The following is a 15,221-nucleotide window of genomic DNA, read 5'->3' as shown; positions in this document are numbered from 1 at the left end:
TCGCCTGTGCGCACTCAAATGCTCCTGATTTGATAGCTACAAGTCCACGACCCATATGGGCTGGAGGCTAAAAAGAAACTTAACGAGCCGACTCGGACCCGCCCTGGCGCGCCAGGTGCACCTGGTGCAGCGTGATCTTGCGCACCTCGGCCTGGCTGGTTTCGATATGGGCGCGCAGCAGCATGGCCGCCTGGTCGCCGCGCTTGGCGCGAACGGCCGTGAGGATCTTGGCGTGTTCTTCGTAAGTGGCGTCAATGCGCGGCTGCTTGATGAAGTCGAGCCGGCGAATGATGCGGATGCGGTCGGTGACGTCGCGGTGCACGCGGGCCATCTCGGCATTGCCGGCGGCGGCCACCAGCGCGCAGTGAAAGGCCTCGTCCCATTGCGCCACCTGAACGCGGTCAGTGCTGCGCTGATCAAGCGGCACCAGCCAGATCGCCGCCAGCTCATCCAGCAACGCGGTGTCTACCGCATCACCGCCGGCGCACAGGCGCTGCACGGCGGTGGTCTCCAGCACCATGCGCAAATCGTAGAGCTGCTCGAACTTGTCGAAATCAAAAGGCAGCACACGCCAGCCGCTGCGAAACAGCACCTCGACAAAACCCTCTTGCTGCAGGCGAAACAGTGCCTGGCGCACCGGCGTGCGCGACACACCCAGGCGCTCGCTGATTTCGCTTTCGGTGAAGCGGTCGCCCGGTACCAGCTTGAACTCGGCAATGTCGCGCTTGAGTTCGGCATAGGCCTCGTCGGCGCGTGAATGGAAGGCGGCGCCGGCGGCGGCAGGCACGGCGGGCAATGCGGGCGTGGGGCTCATGCCAGCAGGCTCACGTGGGCGGCCACCACGCGCCAGCCGCTGTCGGTGCGCAGCCAGGTCTGGCTCTGGCGGCCGGTCTTGTCGCTGCCGGTGCGCACGAACTCGGTGTTGGCCGTGGCGAAGTCGCGGCCATAGGTGGTGATCACGGTGTTCGACAAGGCGCGCGCCAGCCCTTGGGAAGGCCGGGCCGCGCGAAATGCACGAATCGCGTCGTACCCGTAGAGGTTCTCGGTGGCGCCGTAGCGCAGCGTGTGCTGGCTGTTCCAGAACAGCTCATCGAGCACCGCCACCTTGTTGTTCACCAGCGCGTCTTCGTACCGGGCAAACGCCGCAGTCACTTCGGCGTGCACGTCGGGCAGGTTGATGGCGTGGATCATGATCCCCCGATTGTCAGCGAAGCCAGCGGCGCGCGGGCGATGCCGGCTGCTTCCAGCACCGCCGCCACGCGCAGCGCGCGGTCTTCGCGCCAGGGCGCCGTGACCACCTGCACGCCGACGGGCAGGCCGTGCTCCGGCCACACCGGCACCGCGCAGACCGGCAGGCCTATGCAGGAAAAAGGCTGGGTCAGCAAACCCATGCTGGGCCGCACCGGCAGGCGCTTGCCGTTCAGCTCAAACCACTCGGCGCCAATCGGCGTGGCGGCGCAGGGTGTGGCGGCGGCCAGCAGCACATCGAAATGTTCGAACAGGCGGGCGACAGCCTGGGCATACAGGCGGCGCACGCGCTGGGCGCGGTCAATCCACGCGGCGGGCAGCAAGGCGCCGGCCAGGAAGCGGTCGCGCGACAGCGGCTCGAAATCGCCGGCACGGCGGCGCAGGTCGTCCAGGTGCAGCGCACCGCCCTCGGCGTTGGTGATCAGGAAAGCCGCGGCGCGACCGGCTTCGACCATCGGCAACTCAACTTTTTCGCGCGCATTGAGCGCCTGTGCCACGCGCTGCACGGCCGCCCAGGCCTCGGGCTGCGCATGGTCCTCGAAGTAACCGCCCAGCACGCCCACACGCAAACCCGACAGGCCTTCTGCCAGCAGCGGCAACACCGGCTCGGCAGCGCGCTGCGCGCAGCCCGGGTCGCGGTGCTTCGCGGCCTCGGGGCCCTGCATGAGGTCATACGCCAGGGCCATGTCGCGCACAGAACGCGCAAACGGGCCCAGGTGGTCCAGGCCGGAGATAAACGGGTAGCTGCCGGTGCGCGGCAAGCGGCCGAAGGTGGGCTTGAGCCCGAAGACCCCGCACAGCGAGGCCGGCACGCGGATGGAGCCGTTGGTGTCCGAGCCCAAGGTCAGCGGCACCTGGCCTGCGGCCACCGCGGCGCCTGAGCCGCCCGAAGAACCGCCCGCAATGCGCGTGAGGTCATGCGGATTGCGGGCCGGGCCCACATGGCTGTTCTCGGTGGTGAAGCCGTAGGCGTACTCGTCCATGTTGAGCGCACCCACCAGCACGGCGCCGGCGGCTTCGAGCCGCTGCACCAGCAGCGCATCGGCGGTGGCCGGCGCCCGCTCGCGTTCGATGGCCGAGCCCGCCAGGGTGGTCAGGCCTTCAATGTCGAACAGGTTCTTCACGGCAAAGGGCACGCCCAGCAGGGGCTGCGCGGCAAGGCCGGGCAGGCCGCTCTCCAGCTGCTGGTCCAGCAGGGCGGCGCGTTGGCGTGCCCTTGCCGCGGTCACTTCGGTAAACGCGTTGACGCTGGGGTTGGTCGCGGCAATGCGCGCGAGGCTGGCTTCCACCAGTGCGCCGGCACTGATCTCGCGCGAGCGCACCGCCTGGGCCATGGCCGTAGCGTCTTCGCGCAGGCACTGGGCGGCGCGGCTCATTCGGCGGCCCCGGCGGCAGGCGGTGAGGCAGGCTCAATCGGCACGAACACCGGCGCCGGGTCGTCATGCGCACTCAGGGCGACGGCCTGCAGTTGCGCGGCAAAACCCGCGGCCAGCGCAAAGTACTGCAGCACGCCGGGCCGGTGCTCCGGGGGGAGCGGCAAATCCAGCGCCGCCGCCGCGGCATCGACATAGCGCTCTATCTGTTCAGGTGCCATGCCGTTCAGCGCCTGACTTCACGCTGGAAAATTTCCAGGCTGAGCTTTTTCGTGCTGATGAAGCTCGCGTCCGACAGCGTCTCGACCGTGCGCGGGCGCGCATCGCCATAAGGCAGGATTTCGGCCACGCGCGTCGGGCGCTTGGTCAGCAGCAGCACCTGGTCGGCCAGGTACACGGCCTCTTCCAGGTCGTGCGAGACCAGCAGCATGGTGGTGCCGGTCTGCATGAACACCTCCTGCAGCTTTTCGCGGATGAACAGCGTCATCTCGAAGTCCAGCGCAGAAAAGGGCTCGTCCAAAAACAGCACCTCGGGGTTGTTCGCCAGCGCCCGCATGATGGAGGCGGTCTGCTGCTGGCCGCCCGACAGCTCATACGGATAGCGGTTGAGGTCGAACTTCACGTCGAACGACGCGACCAGCTCGGCCATGCGCCTGTCGACCTCGGCTTTGGATCGGCCTTCGAGCTTGAGCGGGTAGGCGATGTTGTCGATGGTGCGCATCCACGGGAACATGGCCTCGCGGTAGTTCTGGAACACGTAGCCGATCTTGGTGTCTTTGAGCGACTTGCCGTCGAACAGAATTTCGCCGCTGTCGATAGGCACCAGCCCGGCGATCATGTTGATCAGCGTGGACTTGCCGCAGCCGTTGGGGCCGAACACCGAGACGATCTTGTGCTTGGGGATGTCGAGGTTGAAGTCCTCATACAGCGGCCAGCCGGCGAAGTACTTGGTCAGGCCGCGAATCGTGATGTGCGTGCCGGCCGGGCCGGGCTGGAACTCGCGCACCGGGACATCGGCGAAAACGGGGGCGTTGATTACAGCGGACATGTCCAACTCCAATTGAATTCAGTGTTGATAGAGCTCCAGGCAGGCGCTCCCTTCAAGCAGGAGCCGCGGAACCGGCTTTGCCGGGCCGCAGGCGGGGCGGCCCCCGAGGGGCTGGAGGCCGCGGCTCCAAGCCTGCCTGCGCAGGCTTGGACGGGCGACAGAGGCGAAGCGTCTCGCAAGCCGCGGCCTGCAAGGCCTCGCGCAGTACGCGAAGCGACAAGCGTGGGGGCCATATCTATCTTCCACTCCAATGCACGATGCGGCGTTCGAGAATCAAAAACAGAATGTTTAGGGCATAACCGAGAGCGCCGGCGGCCAGGATGGACGCATACATGTCCTTCACGTTCATGACCTGCTGCGAGTTGATGATGCGGTTGCCCAGGCCGGTGTCGGCGCCGATGAACATCTCGGCAACGATCACGATGACCAGCGCCATCGACACCGCCGAACGCAGGCCGACAAAACTCGGCTGCAGGCTTTCCCAGATCAGCACGTCCTTGAACACCTGCCAGCGCGAGGCGCCCATGACCTTGGCCGCCATCACGCGCTGCTTGCGCGCGTTGATCACGCCGTAGGCACTGTTGAACACCACGATCAGCAGCGCACCGAAGGCCGCAATCGCCACCTTGTTGATGTCCGACACGCCGAAGATCATCAGGAACAGCGGGATCAATGCCGAGGACGGCGTGGAGCGGAAAAAATCAATCAGAAACTCGACGCTGCGGTAGGCCTTCTCGTTGCTGCCCAGCAGCACGCCCAGCGGCATGCCGACTGCGGCCGCGATCATGAAAGCCTGCACCGTGCGCCACACCGTGACGGCGAAGTCCTTGAGCAGCGGCCCGCCGGCCAGGCCGCTGAGCAGCGCGCCGATCGCATCAATCGGCGGCGGAAGCAGGATGGCCTTGATGAAGCCCAGGCGCACCACCAGGTCCCAGATGATGAAGAGCACCACCGGGCCGATAAAGGGCAGGGCTTTGTCCAGCGTGGGCTTGCGTTGCAGGGCAGCGGCGGGCGCCGAGGCCGGCGGCGCCCAGGGTTTGGCGGCAGGCGCCGCTGTTGCAGGGGTGGCGGTGTCCATCGTGTTCAGCCCTTGTAGAGCATCGAGTCCACGATGAGGCGCGAGCTGAAGATGCCTTTTTCGGAGAACAGGTCAAAGAACTTCTGGAAATGCGCGACATCAGCAGGCGTGAACTCGTTGTACATGGTGTAGGCGGCCAGCGGCACCTCGCCGGTCAGCGGGCCTTCGATGGCGGTATAGCCCTTGAGGTACTGGCGCGCTTCGACGGACTTGCTGCGCACATAGGCCACGCCCTTGCCGTAGGCGGCGACGAACTTCTTCGCGGCATCCGGGTTCTTCTTGATGAAGTCAGACGAGAGCGAAGCCGAGCCACCGAACCACGGCGCCATCGGGTCGCCCAGCACATAGCGCGCAATCACGCCGGCTTCGAGCACACGGGTGGTGCCGTTCATGCGGCCTATGGTGCCGGTGGGCTCCAGCGTGTAGGCGCCGTCGATCTGGCCGGCGGCGAGCGCGGCCACATGCTGGCCGATGGGCAACTCGACCACGGTGGCGCCGGTGGCGCCGCCGCGCTCGAGCACCGTCTTGGCCAGCGTCACGTTCTGGATGCCGGGACCGGAGCCGACGCGTTTGCCCTTGAGGTCGGCCATCACCTTGGCCGGGCTGGCCGCGGGCACGATCACTTCGTCGAGCACGTTCTTCACGTTGCTCGGGTTGGAGCAGAAGATCTTGAACGTACCGGGCTGCGCGATCTCGCCGATGGCGATGTTGGCCGAGCCGGTGCCGTTGGCGGTGCCGTCGGCGCGGCCGGACAGCACCGCCTCCATCACTTGCTGCGCGCCGGCGAACTTGAGCGGCTCCACGTCCAGGCCGGCTTCCTTGAAATAGCCGAGCTCAATGGCCGAGTAAAAGGGCAGGCCTGCGGCAATGGGCCAGTAGCCGATGCGGATCCTGGGCCCGCCCTGCGCGCGCAGGATGGCAGGCATTCCGAGCAAGCCCAGCGCGGTGCCGGCGGCCGTGGCCTTGAGCAGCGTGCGGCGTGCCGGGCCGGATGAACCGGAAGGGGCGGATGTCGGTGTGGGGACGTGCTTCATGGAGTGCTCCTGCAGGTGATGAATGAAAGGTTGGTGAATGGAAGTTCAGGGTTGTGCGACGGACTTGAGGGATTCGACATACGCGCGCCAGCCGCCCAGGTGCGTGATGTCCTGCGCGCCCTGCACGGCCTGGGCCTCGCACACAAAGCCCTGCACGCTGCTGCCGTCTTCGAGCGCCAGCGTGCCGATGCCCAGCGGCGAGGGAATCAGCGCCACGAAGGAGCCGTAGTGCTGCACCGGCATCTCCCAGATTTCGAGTGCGATGCGCGCGCCTTCATTGGCGGCCACACGCAGCAGCCCGGGCTTGGGCGGCACCGTGCCCGGCAAGGCATAGAAGCGGTAGTCCGGCGCCGTGCAGGTGGTGGCAAGCAGGGTCGCACCGCGCGACGTCAGCTGGCTGTTCAGCGGCATGCCTGAAAGGTGGGCGCCCACCACCGCCACTTTGACCGTGGCCGGGGGCACGATGCCGGGCAAGGCCTGTGGCGCGGGCAGCACTTCGTTCAGCGCGCCTTGCAGCAGGCCGGTGGCGTGGTGATAGCGCTGCCCCAGCTCGGCCAGTTGCCAGTCGCTGCCGGCCAGCCCGACCAGCGTGATGCCGAAAGGCAGGCCGTCGGGGCGGATGCTGCTGGGCACCGAGAGGGCCGCATAGTCCAGCAGGTTGACGAAGTTGGTGTACGCGCCCAGATGGCGGTTCAGCGTGACCGGGTCGCGCTGCATGGCCTGCAAGGTGTAGTGCGTGGGCGCGGTCGGCAGCAGCAGCACATCGATGTCCTGCCACATCGCGGCGGCCTGCTGGCCGAGTGCGCGCAGTTTCGTCTGGGCCGCGTACAGGTCGGCGGCGCTGTATCGGCGGCCGGCGCCGATGATGCTGCGCACCGGCTCGATCACCTCGCCCTCATGCGCGTCGAAAAAATCGCGCACGGCGGTGTAGCGTTCGGCCACCAGTGCGCTTTCATACAGCAGGCTGGCGGCTTCTGCCAGCGGCGCGTAGTCGATGGCGACCGGTGTGCCCCCCAAGGCTTTCATGCGCTCGACGGCCGCATCGAAAGCGTCTTGCGCCTGGGCATCGCCGTAAAACACCAGCGACGCCGGAACGCCGAAACGAAAGCCCTTCGGCAATGCGGAGCCGGCCATCGCCAACACCCGCGAATACGGGTCCAGCGGGTCGTAGCCCATCGCCGCTTCAAGCACCCGCGCAGCGGTAGCCACGGTGCGCGCGAAGATGGAGACGCAGTCCACGCTCTGCGCGGCCGGCACCACGCCGCGTGCGCTGATCAGTCCTTTGGACGGTTTCAAGCCCACGATGTTGTTCAGGCCCGCCGGCACCCGCCCCGAGCCCGCAGTGTCGGTGCCCAGCGCAAAGTCGGCCTGGCCTGTCGCCACCACATAGGCCGAGCCGGAACTCGATCCGCCTGATATATAGGCAGGGTTGATCGCATTGGGCACAGCGCCGTAAGGCGAACGTGTGCCGTTCAGGCCGCAGGCGAACTGGTCCAGGTTGGTCTTGCCCAGCAGCTGCGCACCCGCATCGAGCAGCTTTTGCACCACGGCGGCGTGCGCCATCGGTGTGTAGGCAAACGCCGGGCAGGCGGCGGTGGTCGGCACGCCGGCCACATCAATATTGTCTTTGGCCGCGAACGAGAGCCCGGCCAGTGCGCCGCCCTGGCCGGGCGGGAAAGACGGCGTCTTCGTGATCCAGGCCTCGGGCGCCCAGCCGGAATCCGTGCCGGCGGGGGCCGCCGCCCCTTCAGGCGCAGCGGGCGGTTCGGGAGAATTCAGCAGTGAAGAGATGTGCACCAATTGAAAGCATCCATACTTGTGTACAAGACGAGATGCAAGAGCTATGCCAATCTCTCCGCCCGCTTCGGCGCCTGGCGGCCAATGCCTAAAAAGTGTCGAAAACTTCCAAAATCCCTCGGCACCCGTTAATTAGGTTTGTGAAAGTCATGGATAAAGCGATTTCATGGTGATTAATCGCGCGCCATGTATCAAATACAGTAGAGGCTTATGGAAAAGCCCCGCTCCCACCCGAACACCAAACTGCGCGCCGTGCTGTTTGATGCCTACGGCACGCTGTTCGACGTGTACAGCGTGGGCCTGCTGGCCGAACAGCTGTTTCCGGGCAAAGGCGATGCGCTGGGCGTGCTCTGGCGCGACAAACAAATTGAATACACCCGCCTCGTGACCACCAGCAACGGCGGCGCGCATTACCGGCCGTTCTGGGACCTCACGCGCGCCGGCCTGCGTTATGCGTGCAAGCGCCTCGGGCTGGCGCTGGGCGCTGCCCAGGAAGAACAGCTGATGAACCAGTACCGCCACCTGTCGGCCTTTCCGGAAAACAAGGAAGTGCTGCAGGCCCTGAAGGCGCGCGGCATCGTCACCGGCATCCTGTCGAACGGCGACCCTTCGATGCTGGACGTGGCCGTGAAGTCGGCCGGGCTGGAAGGCGTACTGGACCACGTGATCAGCGTGGACAGCATCAAAAAATACAAGACGGCGCCCGAGGCCTATGCGCTCGGGCCCCAGGCCACCGGCTTCGATGCCAAGCAGATCGCCTTTGTGAGCTGCAACGGCTGGGACGCGCTGGCCGCCACCTGGTACGGCTACCAGACGCTGTGGGTGAACCGCTACCAGCTGCCGTTTGAAGAGCTGGGCACGCAGCCGGTGTACACCGGCAGCAGCCTGCGCGATGTGCTTTCGCTGCCGCTGCAATAACGCCGCAGCCGCGTTTGATTTTTTTGTTCTGAAATTTGAATTTTGATTTTTGAGAAAAGGGACCACACCATGAACACCACTACCAACACACGCACCGCCAGCCACCGCCTGCAGGTCGACAGCGGCCTTTACCGCTTCATCGAAACCGAAGTGCTGCCCGGCACCGGTGTGGACAGCGGTGCTTTCTGGAAGGGCTTTGACGCCATCGTGGCCGACCTGGCGCCCAAGAACCTCGCCCTGCTGGCCGAGCGCGACCGCCTGCAATCCGAGATGGACGCCTGGCACAAGGCCCACCCCGGCCCCATCACCGACATGAAGGCCTACCGCGCCTTCCTCGAGAAAACCGGCTACCTCGTGCCTTCGCCGAAAAAAGTCACCATCACCACCGGCAACGTCGACGCCGAACTCGCCAAACAGGCCGGCCCGCAGCTGGTGGTGCCTATCCTGAATGCACGCTACGCGCTCAACGCCGCCAACGCGCGCTGGGGCAGCCTGTACGACGCGCTGTACGGCACCGACGTGCTGTCTGAAGAAGGCGGCGCCACCAAGGGCAAGGGCTACAACCCGGTGCGCGGCGCCAAGGTGATCGAATACGCACGCTACGTGCTGGACCGCACCGCGCCCCTGAAGAAGGGCTCGCACATCGACTCGACGGGCTACGCCGTCAAGGGCGGCAAGCTGGTCGTCACACTGAAGGGCGGCAAGACCACGGGGCTGGAAGACGCCAGCCAGTTCACCGGCTACCAGGGCAAGGCGTCTGCGCCTTCGTCGGTGCTGCTGCAGCACAACGGCCTGCACCTGGACATCCGCATCGACCGCAGCACGCCCATCGGCAAGACTGACGCAGCCGGCGTGAGCGACCTGGTGGTCGAAGCGGCGCTGTCGACCATCATGGACCTGGAAGATTCCGTGGCGGTGGTGGACGCCGACGACAAGGTGCTGGCCTACCGCAACTGGCTGGGCATTTTGCAGGGCACGCTGACCGAGAGCGTGACCAAAGACGGCAAGACCTTCACCCGCGGCCTGAACCCCGACCGTGAATACACCGGCCCGACAGGCAAACCCGTCGTGCTGCACGGCCGCTCGCTGATGTTTGTGCGCAATGTCGGCCACCTGATGACCAACCCGGCCGTGCTGTACACCGCGGCCGACGGCAGCACGAAAGAAATTCCCGAAGGCATCCTGGACGCGGTCGTGACCACCGCCATCGCGATTCATGATTTGAAACGCAAGGGCAAGGCCGGCATCAAGAACTCCCGCAAGGGCTCGGTCTACATCGTCAAGCCCAAGATGCACGGCCCGGCCGAAGTGGCGTTTGCCGCCGAGCTCTTTACCCGTGTCGAAAAAGTGCTGGGCCTGCCTGACAGCACCGTCAAGCTCGGCATCATGGACGAAGAGCGCCGCACCAGCGTCAACCTCAAAGCCTGCATCGCCGCCGCCGCCAGCCGCGTGGCATTCATCAACACCGGCTTCCTGGACCGCACCGGCGACGAGATGCACACCGCCATGCAGGCCGGCCCGATGATCCGCAAAGGCAACATGAAGATCAGCCCGTGGCTGAGCGCTTACGAGCGCAGCAACGTGCTGACGGGCCTGGCCTGCGGACTGCGCGGCCGCGCACAAATCGGCAAGGGCATGTGGGCCATGCCAGACCTGATGGCCGACATGCTCAAGGCCAAGATCGCACACCCGCAAGCCGGCGCCAACACCGCCTGGGTGCCGTCACCCACGGCCGCGACGCTGCATGCGCTGCACTACCACCAGGTGAATGTGGCGGCGGTGCAAAAAGACATCGAGAAGACGGTCGACCTGAAATCCGAAATCGCCCGCCTGCTGCCCGAGCTGCTGCTGGTGCCGGTCTCGCCCGACGCGAAATGGACGCCCGCCGAGATCCAGCAGGAGCTGGACAACAACGCGCAAGGCATCCTGGGCTACGTGGTGCGCTGGATCGACCAGGGCGTGGGCTGCTCCAAGGTGCCCGACATTCACAACGTCGGCCTGATGGAAGACCGCGCCACGCTGCGTATCTCGAGCCAGCACATGGCCAACTGGCTGCTGCACGGCGTGGTCACCAAAGCGCAGATCAAGGAAACCTTTGAACGCATGGCCGCCGTGGTCGACGGCCAGAACGCCGGCGACCCGCTGTACCAGAAGATGGCCGGCAACTTCGACACCTCGTCGGCCTACAAAGCGGCCTGCGACCTGGTCTACAAAGGCCTGGAGCAACCAAGCGGCTACACCGAGCCGCTGCTGCATGCGTGGCGCTTGAAGGTGAAAGCCGGCGCCAACTGATCTGCTATTAATATGCTATTGAATTGATAGCTGGAGACCAATGACCTGAAAGGGTTGCAGGCCTTATTTTCTTAAATCTTAAACCCTCAAGACAGGCACCTTCGGGTGCCTTTTTTGTGACTGCGACTACGTCAGCCCCAGGCCCAGCGCCGGCGCAGTTCCGGGCGCTTGCCGAGGTACTCGACATGGACGCACTGTGCGAAGACGCCCGCGCGCTGGACCTGGACGCCTTCAACTCGCCGGGCGGTTTTGTTGTGCCGCGCGACACCGCCTATGTGCTGGGCCGGCCGCGCGCGGCGTTTGAAGGCCGCAGCGCCGCCGAGCTGGAAACGCGCCTGAACAACGCCGGCGTGCCGGCCGCACGCGTGCGCAAACTGGGCGAGTTCCTGCGGGAGGTCGACGACACCGGCAGCGTGAAGCTGCCCGACTTCCGGTTTTCACAAGGCATGCAAGAGGTGCGCACGCGCGGCCTGGGTTTCAGTTTTGCGCAGGACGGCGAGCCTAGCGCCCGCGGGGCCGAAACACTGGGACACAGCACGCAGGCCTTGCTGACAGAGATGGGCCTGGAGGCGGACGCCGTCGCGGCGCTGGGGCTGGCCGGTGTGGTGCGGCACACGGCCTGAGAAAGCATTTGCTATCAAATGTATAGCTAATAGTCCATGTTGTGTATGGGCTAGAGGCCTTTTTCCTTAATAAACCGGCGAAGACCCGCGGCCCGGAGTCAAAGTGTTACAGCTCGCCCGCGTCCACCAGCTGCCGCTGCTTGATGACGAGCCGCAGGCTGGGGTGATCGGCCCGGCCTGAGCGGAACAGCATCACGTCGGCATCCGCAGCAACCCACGACGCGGTGTCGGCCGGGGCGCCGGGCGCCGTGCCGAAGGCGGCGAGTTCGGGGCCAAGGCGGGCGCGCAGGGATTGCAGCAGCGCTTCATGCACCTGGGCCATGGCGGCTTCCGACCCTGGGCCGGAGGCCGGGTTGAGCAGCACCAGGTCCATCTGGGCGAGCTTGTGCTGCGCAAAAAACAGGGTCTGCTCAAAATGTGCGCCTTCGCACAGCGCATCGGGCACGCGGAGCAAACCCAGCGCACCCGACGAAAGCCGCCGCGGCGCGCGCACGGGCTGGGCGTCCGGCGTGGCGGCGGCCACCTGTTCGCGGCTCATGCCGAGCAAGGCGGCGTTTTGCAGGACGCTTTGCGACCAGGCGGCTGGGCAGGCGCCCAGCCAGCACGCGCCGGCCAGCCAGACGGACCGGGGCAAGCGCCGGAATAACAGCCGCAGGGACATCACCAAAACACACTCCGCAACATGGCCGGGCATTTTTCACACCGAAAAGTGTTGTGCCAAACCGACCTTTTGAGACAAACGCGAATCTTACCGACAGCCCCGCCAAAGCCTGCATTCAGGGGCATTTAAGGGCAGATTAGGGCCAGTTGCCCCTCACAAAGCGCTACAAACCATATGTATGCAGGCGAAATTAAGTGAAACATTTTGCAAGCATTCCATTGCAGACACAGTTGACCTTTAACCTAGATACCTCCCTCCGCCCGGCACCCATGGTTGCACGCCGGCCGCAGGGGTAGTCACCCCCTCATTCCTTTCCGAAAACCTGGCTCCCAGATGGCTTCGCAACCTGACGTACTTCAATCCTGTCTCCAGGCGGCAGCCAAAGCGGCACGGGCCGCGCTGGAGCAGTGCATAGAAGATGCGGTGGCGGGCCTGCAGGTAGCGGAAACCCAAAGCACCAAGGTCAGCGAACGCGACGAGATGGCCACCGCCTGGCGGGAGCTGCAAAAGCACAAACCCGCCTGGGCCACCCAGTACCCCGCCGACCTGCTGGCCCACTTCAAGGCCAACGCGGCCGTGGCCGCGCAGGCGGCCCGCACGCCTGAAGCCTCGCCCGAACAAATCGCCGCATCGGCGGCCGCATCGTCCAGCGCCTTTGCCTCCCTCACCCACGCCAGCTTTTCCCTGGTCGACGACAGCCACGTGTCGCAGGCGATCGAGTCGTCGCGACTGCTGCAGCTGGTGCTGCCGGCGGTCGAGCAGAGCCTGGCCGAACTCAACAAGCTGATCAGCAGCGTGCAAGGCCTGCCCAACGTCAGGCCGGACCTCAATCCGCTGCGGCCCGACGTCTTTGCGCAAACACTGCGCGAGATGGTGGCGGCCAGCAATGCCGAGCCGCCGGTGGCGGCGCTGTGGTTCCGCTTCCTGGCGCCGCCGCTGGGGCGCGAGCTCAAACGGCTCTACGAACGCATCATCAACCAGCTGGAGCTGGCCAACGTGCAGGGCGCCAGTTACCGCGTGCTGCAGACGCCGGCCAGCGCCGGGCGCCGGCGCGGCCAGGGCGGCAACGGCTCAAGCGCTGCCGCCATGGGCACGGGTAGCGGCAACGGCGGCGGTGGCGGCACGGGCTTTGACGGGCCTGGCGGTGAAGGCGGCTTTGGCGAGGGCAACGCCGCCCCGGCGCCGCAATACGCCGACCTGTCCAATTACGAAATCCGGGACGAGCTGTTCCAGGACTTCCTGTTCCATGGCGGTGGCAACGCGCACCACGGCCTTGCGCCTTCTTATTACCAGACCGTCGAGAAAGAGCTGACCGCCCTGCGGGAAGCGCCGGATTCCGGCTCCGCCCCGCTGGCCGAGTCGCGCCCCGGCTACCTGTCTGACTACGAAGGCATGCCGGCCGTGGACCGGCCGCAGCGCCTGGTCAACGAACGCAGCCACCTCGACGCCGAGGTGTGGGGCTCGTATGCGCAGCCGCGCGAGCGCGCGATCATCCGCACCCAGCTCAAGAAAGAAGCCCAGCAGGTCGGCCAGGTGCTGGGGCTGGAAGTGGTGCGCAAGCTGGTCAACCAGGTGGCGCAAGACCCGCGCCTCCTGGTGCCGGTGCGCGAAGCCATCGTGGCGCTGGAGCCTTCGCTGCTGCGCCTGGCGATGGTGGACCCGCGCTTCTTCAGCGACGAAGGCCATGCCGGGCGCCGCGTCATGGAGCGGGTGGCGCAGCGCAGCTTCAAGTACAACGACGAGTTCAGCCCCGAATTCCTGGCCTTTTTTGAGCCTGTCACACGCGCCTTCAATGAGCTGAACGGCCTGACGATTGAGGACGCGCAGCCTTTCGGCATGGTGCTGGCCTCGCTCGAATACGGCTGGGACGAGCAGGACCAGCAAGAGTCCCAAAACCGCAGCAATGTGCTGCAGGCCCTGCGCTTTGCCGAAGAGCGCCAGACGCAGGCCGACCAGATTGCTTTTGAACTGAGCACGCGCTCCGACCTGGAGCAGGTGCCCGGCCTGGTGCTGGACTTCCTGTTCGGCCCCTGGGCGCTGGCCATGGCGCACGCCAAACTGGCCGACACGCGCAACCAGATTGACCCGATGGGCTTCGGCTCGGTGGTGCCCGACCTGCTGTGGAGCGTCAAGCGTGAGGTGACGCTCAAGCGCCCGGCCAAGCTCATCGAGATGATCCCGGGACTTTTGTCCAAGCTGCACGAAGGCCTGGAGCTGCTGGGCCAGGACCCGCGCGAGAGCGAGCCTTTCTTTGAAGGCCTGATGAAGCTGCACCGGCCGGTGCTCAAGCTGCGCCGCCTCAAAAGCCGGCGCGACGCGGAAGAGTCCGGTGCGATGCCGCTGGAGCCGGACGATCTGTCGTCCACGCCCGAGGCCCTGCCGGCCACGCCCGAGCAGCGCCGCGCCAAGGCCGCCGCCCACCCCTGGCTGGCGCGCGAGGAGCTGGACGCCGCCGGCTTTGAAGACACGCTGCCGACAGCGCCCGGCGACCTGGCGCCGCTGGAAGAAGAACACGAAAAGCCCGCTGCCCAAAAAGCCGCGGAGGCCAAAGAGGCCACAGACAGCGGCGGGCAGGAGCTCGACTCCTCGCATGCCGAGCTGCTCGCCGAGCAGCAAGCCACGGCCAGCGCCCCGCCGGCCATGGCCCAGAGCGATGCCGAGCGCCTGCTGCTCAACCTGCGCTCCGGCCACTGGGTCGATTTGTATTCACGCCGCCGCTGGCTGCGCGCCCAGCTGATCTGGGCCAGCACCCGCGGCACGCTGTTCATGTTCGTAAGCCACGGCGGCCAGCCGCATTCGATGACCAAACGCAGCTGCGAACGCCTGATCCGCGAGCGCCTGCTCCGCCCGGTGGACAGCCACGGCGTGGTTGCACAGGCGCTGGACGTGGTGGCCTCGGAAGCGGCCGCGCAAACCGCGCCGGCCCAACACGCCGAGCCGGAAACCGCGTAAGCCCCCGGGCGTGCGCTCGTGCGGCGCTGTAGGAAGCGCCAAACCGCCGCTCGCGGCACTGTCTGACGCCTTGCCGACGCGTCGGCGCGCACACTGGTTGTTTCCAGCGTCCTCCCCAAGCCTTTCGTTCACGGCATTCGCCGGTTTGCATTGCGATGGCCGGGGCGCGCCCTCTTCAAACACCAACAGCCGAAAGA

General features: G+C 66.0%; 13 protein-coding genes. 4 read left to right on the top strand and 9 right to left on the bottom strand.

The genetic code is table 11. The features are described 5' to 3' along the window. Positions 1–79: 79 nt before the first annotated feature. The 8 genes from DT070_RS08320 to atzF form a co-directional block, all read right to left on the bottom strand. Positions 80–814: a GntR family transcriptional regulator gene (locus DT070_RS08320; RefSeq protein ID WP_122954972.1), complete on the bottom strand. Its 735-nt coding sequence runs from the start codon at positions 812–814 to the stop codon at positions 80–82. Continuing rightward, positions 811–1,191 (bottom strand): oxalurate catabolism protein HpxZ, encoded by a 381-nt coding sequence (gene hpxZ, locus DT070_RS08315; RefSeq protein ID WP_122954971.1) that lies wholly within the window; start codon positions 1,189–1,191, stop codon positions 811–813. The genes DT070_RS08320 and hpxZ overlap by 4 nt, the downstream gene beginning before the upstream one ends. Further along, positions 1,188–2,624, bottom strand: a complete 1,437-nt coding sequence (locus DT070_RS08310; RefSeq protein ID WP_122954970.1) for an AtzE family amidohydrolase — start codon at positions 2,622–2,624, stop codon at positions 1,188–1,190. Before DT070_RS08310 ends, hpxZ begins: the two co-directional genes overlap by 4 nt. Next, on the bottom strand, positions 2,621–2,842 hold the full coding sequence (locus DT070_RS08305) for an AtzG-like protein (RefSeq protein ID WP_122954969.1): 222 nt from the start codon (positions 2,840–2,842) through the stop codon (positions 2,621–2,623). Before DT070_RS08305 ends, DT070_RS08310 begins: the two co-directional genes overlap by 4 nt. Before the next feature lie 5 nt (positions 2,843–2,847). Next, positions 2,848–3,669, bottom strand: coding sequence for an ABC transporter ATP-binding protein (locus tag DT070_RS08300; protein ID WP_122954968.1), 822 nt, complete (start codon positions 3,667–3,669; stop codon positions 2,848–2,850). Between the two features lie 235 nt (positions 3,670–3,904). Continuing rightward, positions 3,905–4,747, bottom strand: coding sequence for an ABC transporter permease (locus DT070_RS08290; RefSeq protein WP_122954966.1), 843 nt, complete (start codon positions 4,745–4,747; stop codon positions 3,905–3,907). Between the two features lie 5 nt (positions 4,748–4,752). Continuing rightward, positions 4,753–5,781 (bottom strand): ABC transporter substrate-binding protein, encoded by a 1,029-nt coding sequence (locus DT070_RS08285; protein ID WP_122954965.1) that lies wholly within the window; start codon positions 5,779–5,781, stop codon positions 4,753–4,755. 45 nt (positions 5,782–5,826) lie between these two features. Continuing rightward, entirely contained in the window at positions 5,827–7,476 is a 1,650-nt protein-coding gene (gene atzF / locus DT070_RS08280) for an allophanate hydrolase (protein ID WP_228778640.1), read from the bottom strand. Between the two features lie 312 nt (positions 7,477–7,788). On the opposite strand from atzF, the gene DT070_RS08275 reads away from it, so the two are divergent. The 3 genes from DT070_RS08275 (at position 7,789) to DT070_RS08265 (ending at position 11,411) form a co-directional block, all read left to right on the top strand. Beyond that, the gene (locus DT070_RS08275; RefSeq protein ID WP_122954963.1) at positions 7,789–8,496 is read left to right on the top strand and encodes a haloacid dehalogenase type II; all 708 of its coding nucleotides are present in this window, start codon (positions 7,789–7,791) and stop codon (positions 8,494–8,496) included. 69 nt (positions 8,497–8,565) lie between these two features. Next, complete coding sequence (locus tag DT070_RS08270; protein ID WP_122957321.1) at positions 8,566–10,788, top strand: malate synthase G; 2,223 nt, start codon at positions 8,566–8,568, stop codon at positions 10,786–10,788. A gap of 185 nt (positions 10,789–10,973) precedes the next feature. Continuing rightward, complete coding sequence (locus DT070_RS08265; protein WP_122954962.1) at positions 10,974–11,411, top strand: hypothetical protein; 438 nt, start codon at positions 10,974–10,976, stop codon at positions 11,409–11,411. Between the two features lie 106 nt (positions 11,412–11,517). Here the strand turns inward: DT070_RS08265 and DT070_RS08260 are convergent, their stop codons facing one another. Next, entirely contained in the window at positions 11,518–12,045 is a 528-nt protein-coding gene (locus tag DT070_RS08260; protein WP_153976251.1) for a hypothetical protein, read from the bottom strand. 360 nt (positions 12,046–12,405) lie between these two features. Here DT070_RS08260 and DT070_RS08255 point away from each other — a divergent pair, with 360 nt between their 5' ends. Next, positions 12,406–15,024 (top strand): DUF1631 family protein, encoded by a 2,619-nt coding sequence (locus DT070_RS08255; protein WP_122954960.1) that lies wholly within the window; start codon positions 12,406–12,408, stop codon positions 15,022–15,024. Positions 15,025–15,221: the final 197 nt, after the last annotated feature.

The sequence above is a fragment of the Polaromonas sp. SP1 genome (genome assembly GCF_003711205.1).
GTDB lineage: Bacteria > Pseudomonadota > Gammaproteobacteria > Burkholderiales > Burkholderiaceae_C > Polaromonas.
The sequence above is the reverse complement of the archived record's forward strand: the minus strand, read 5'-3'. Positions and strand labels throughout refer to the sequence as shown.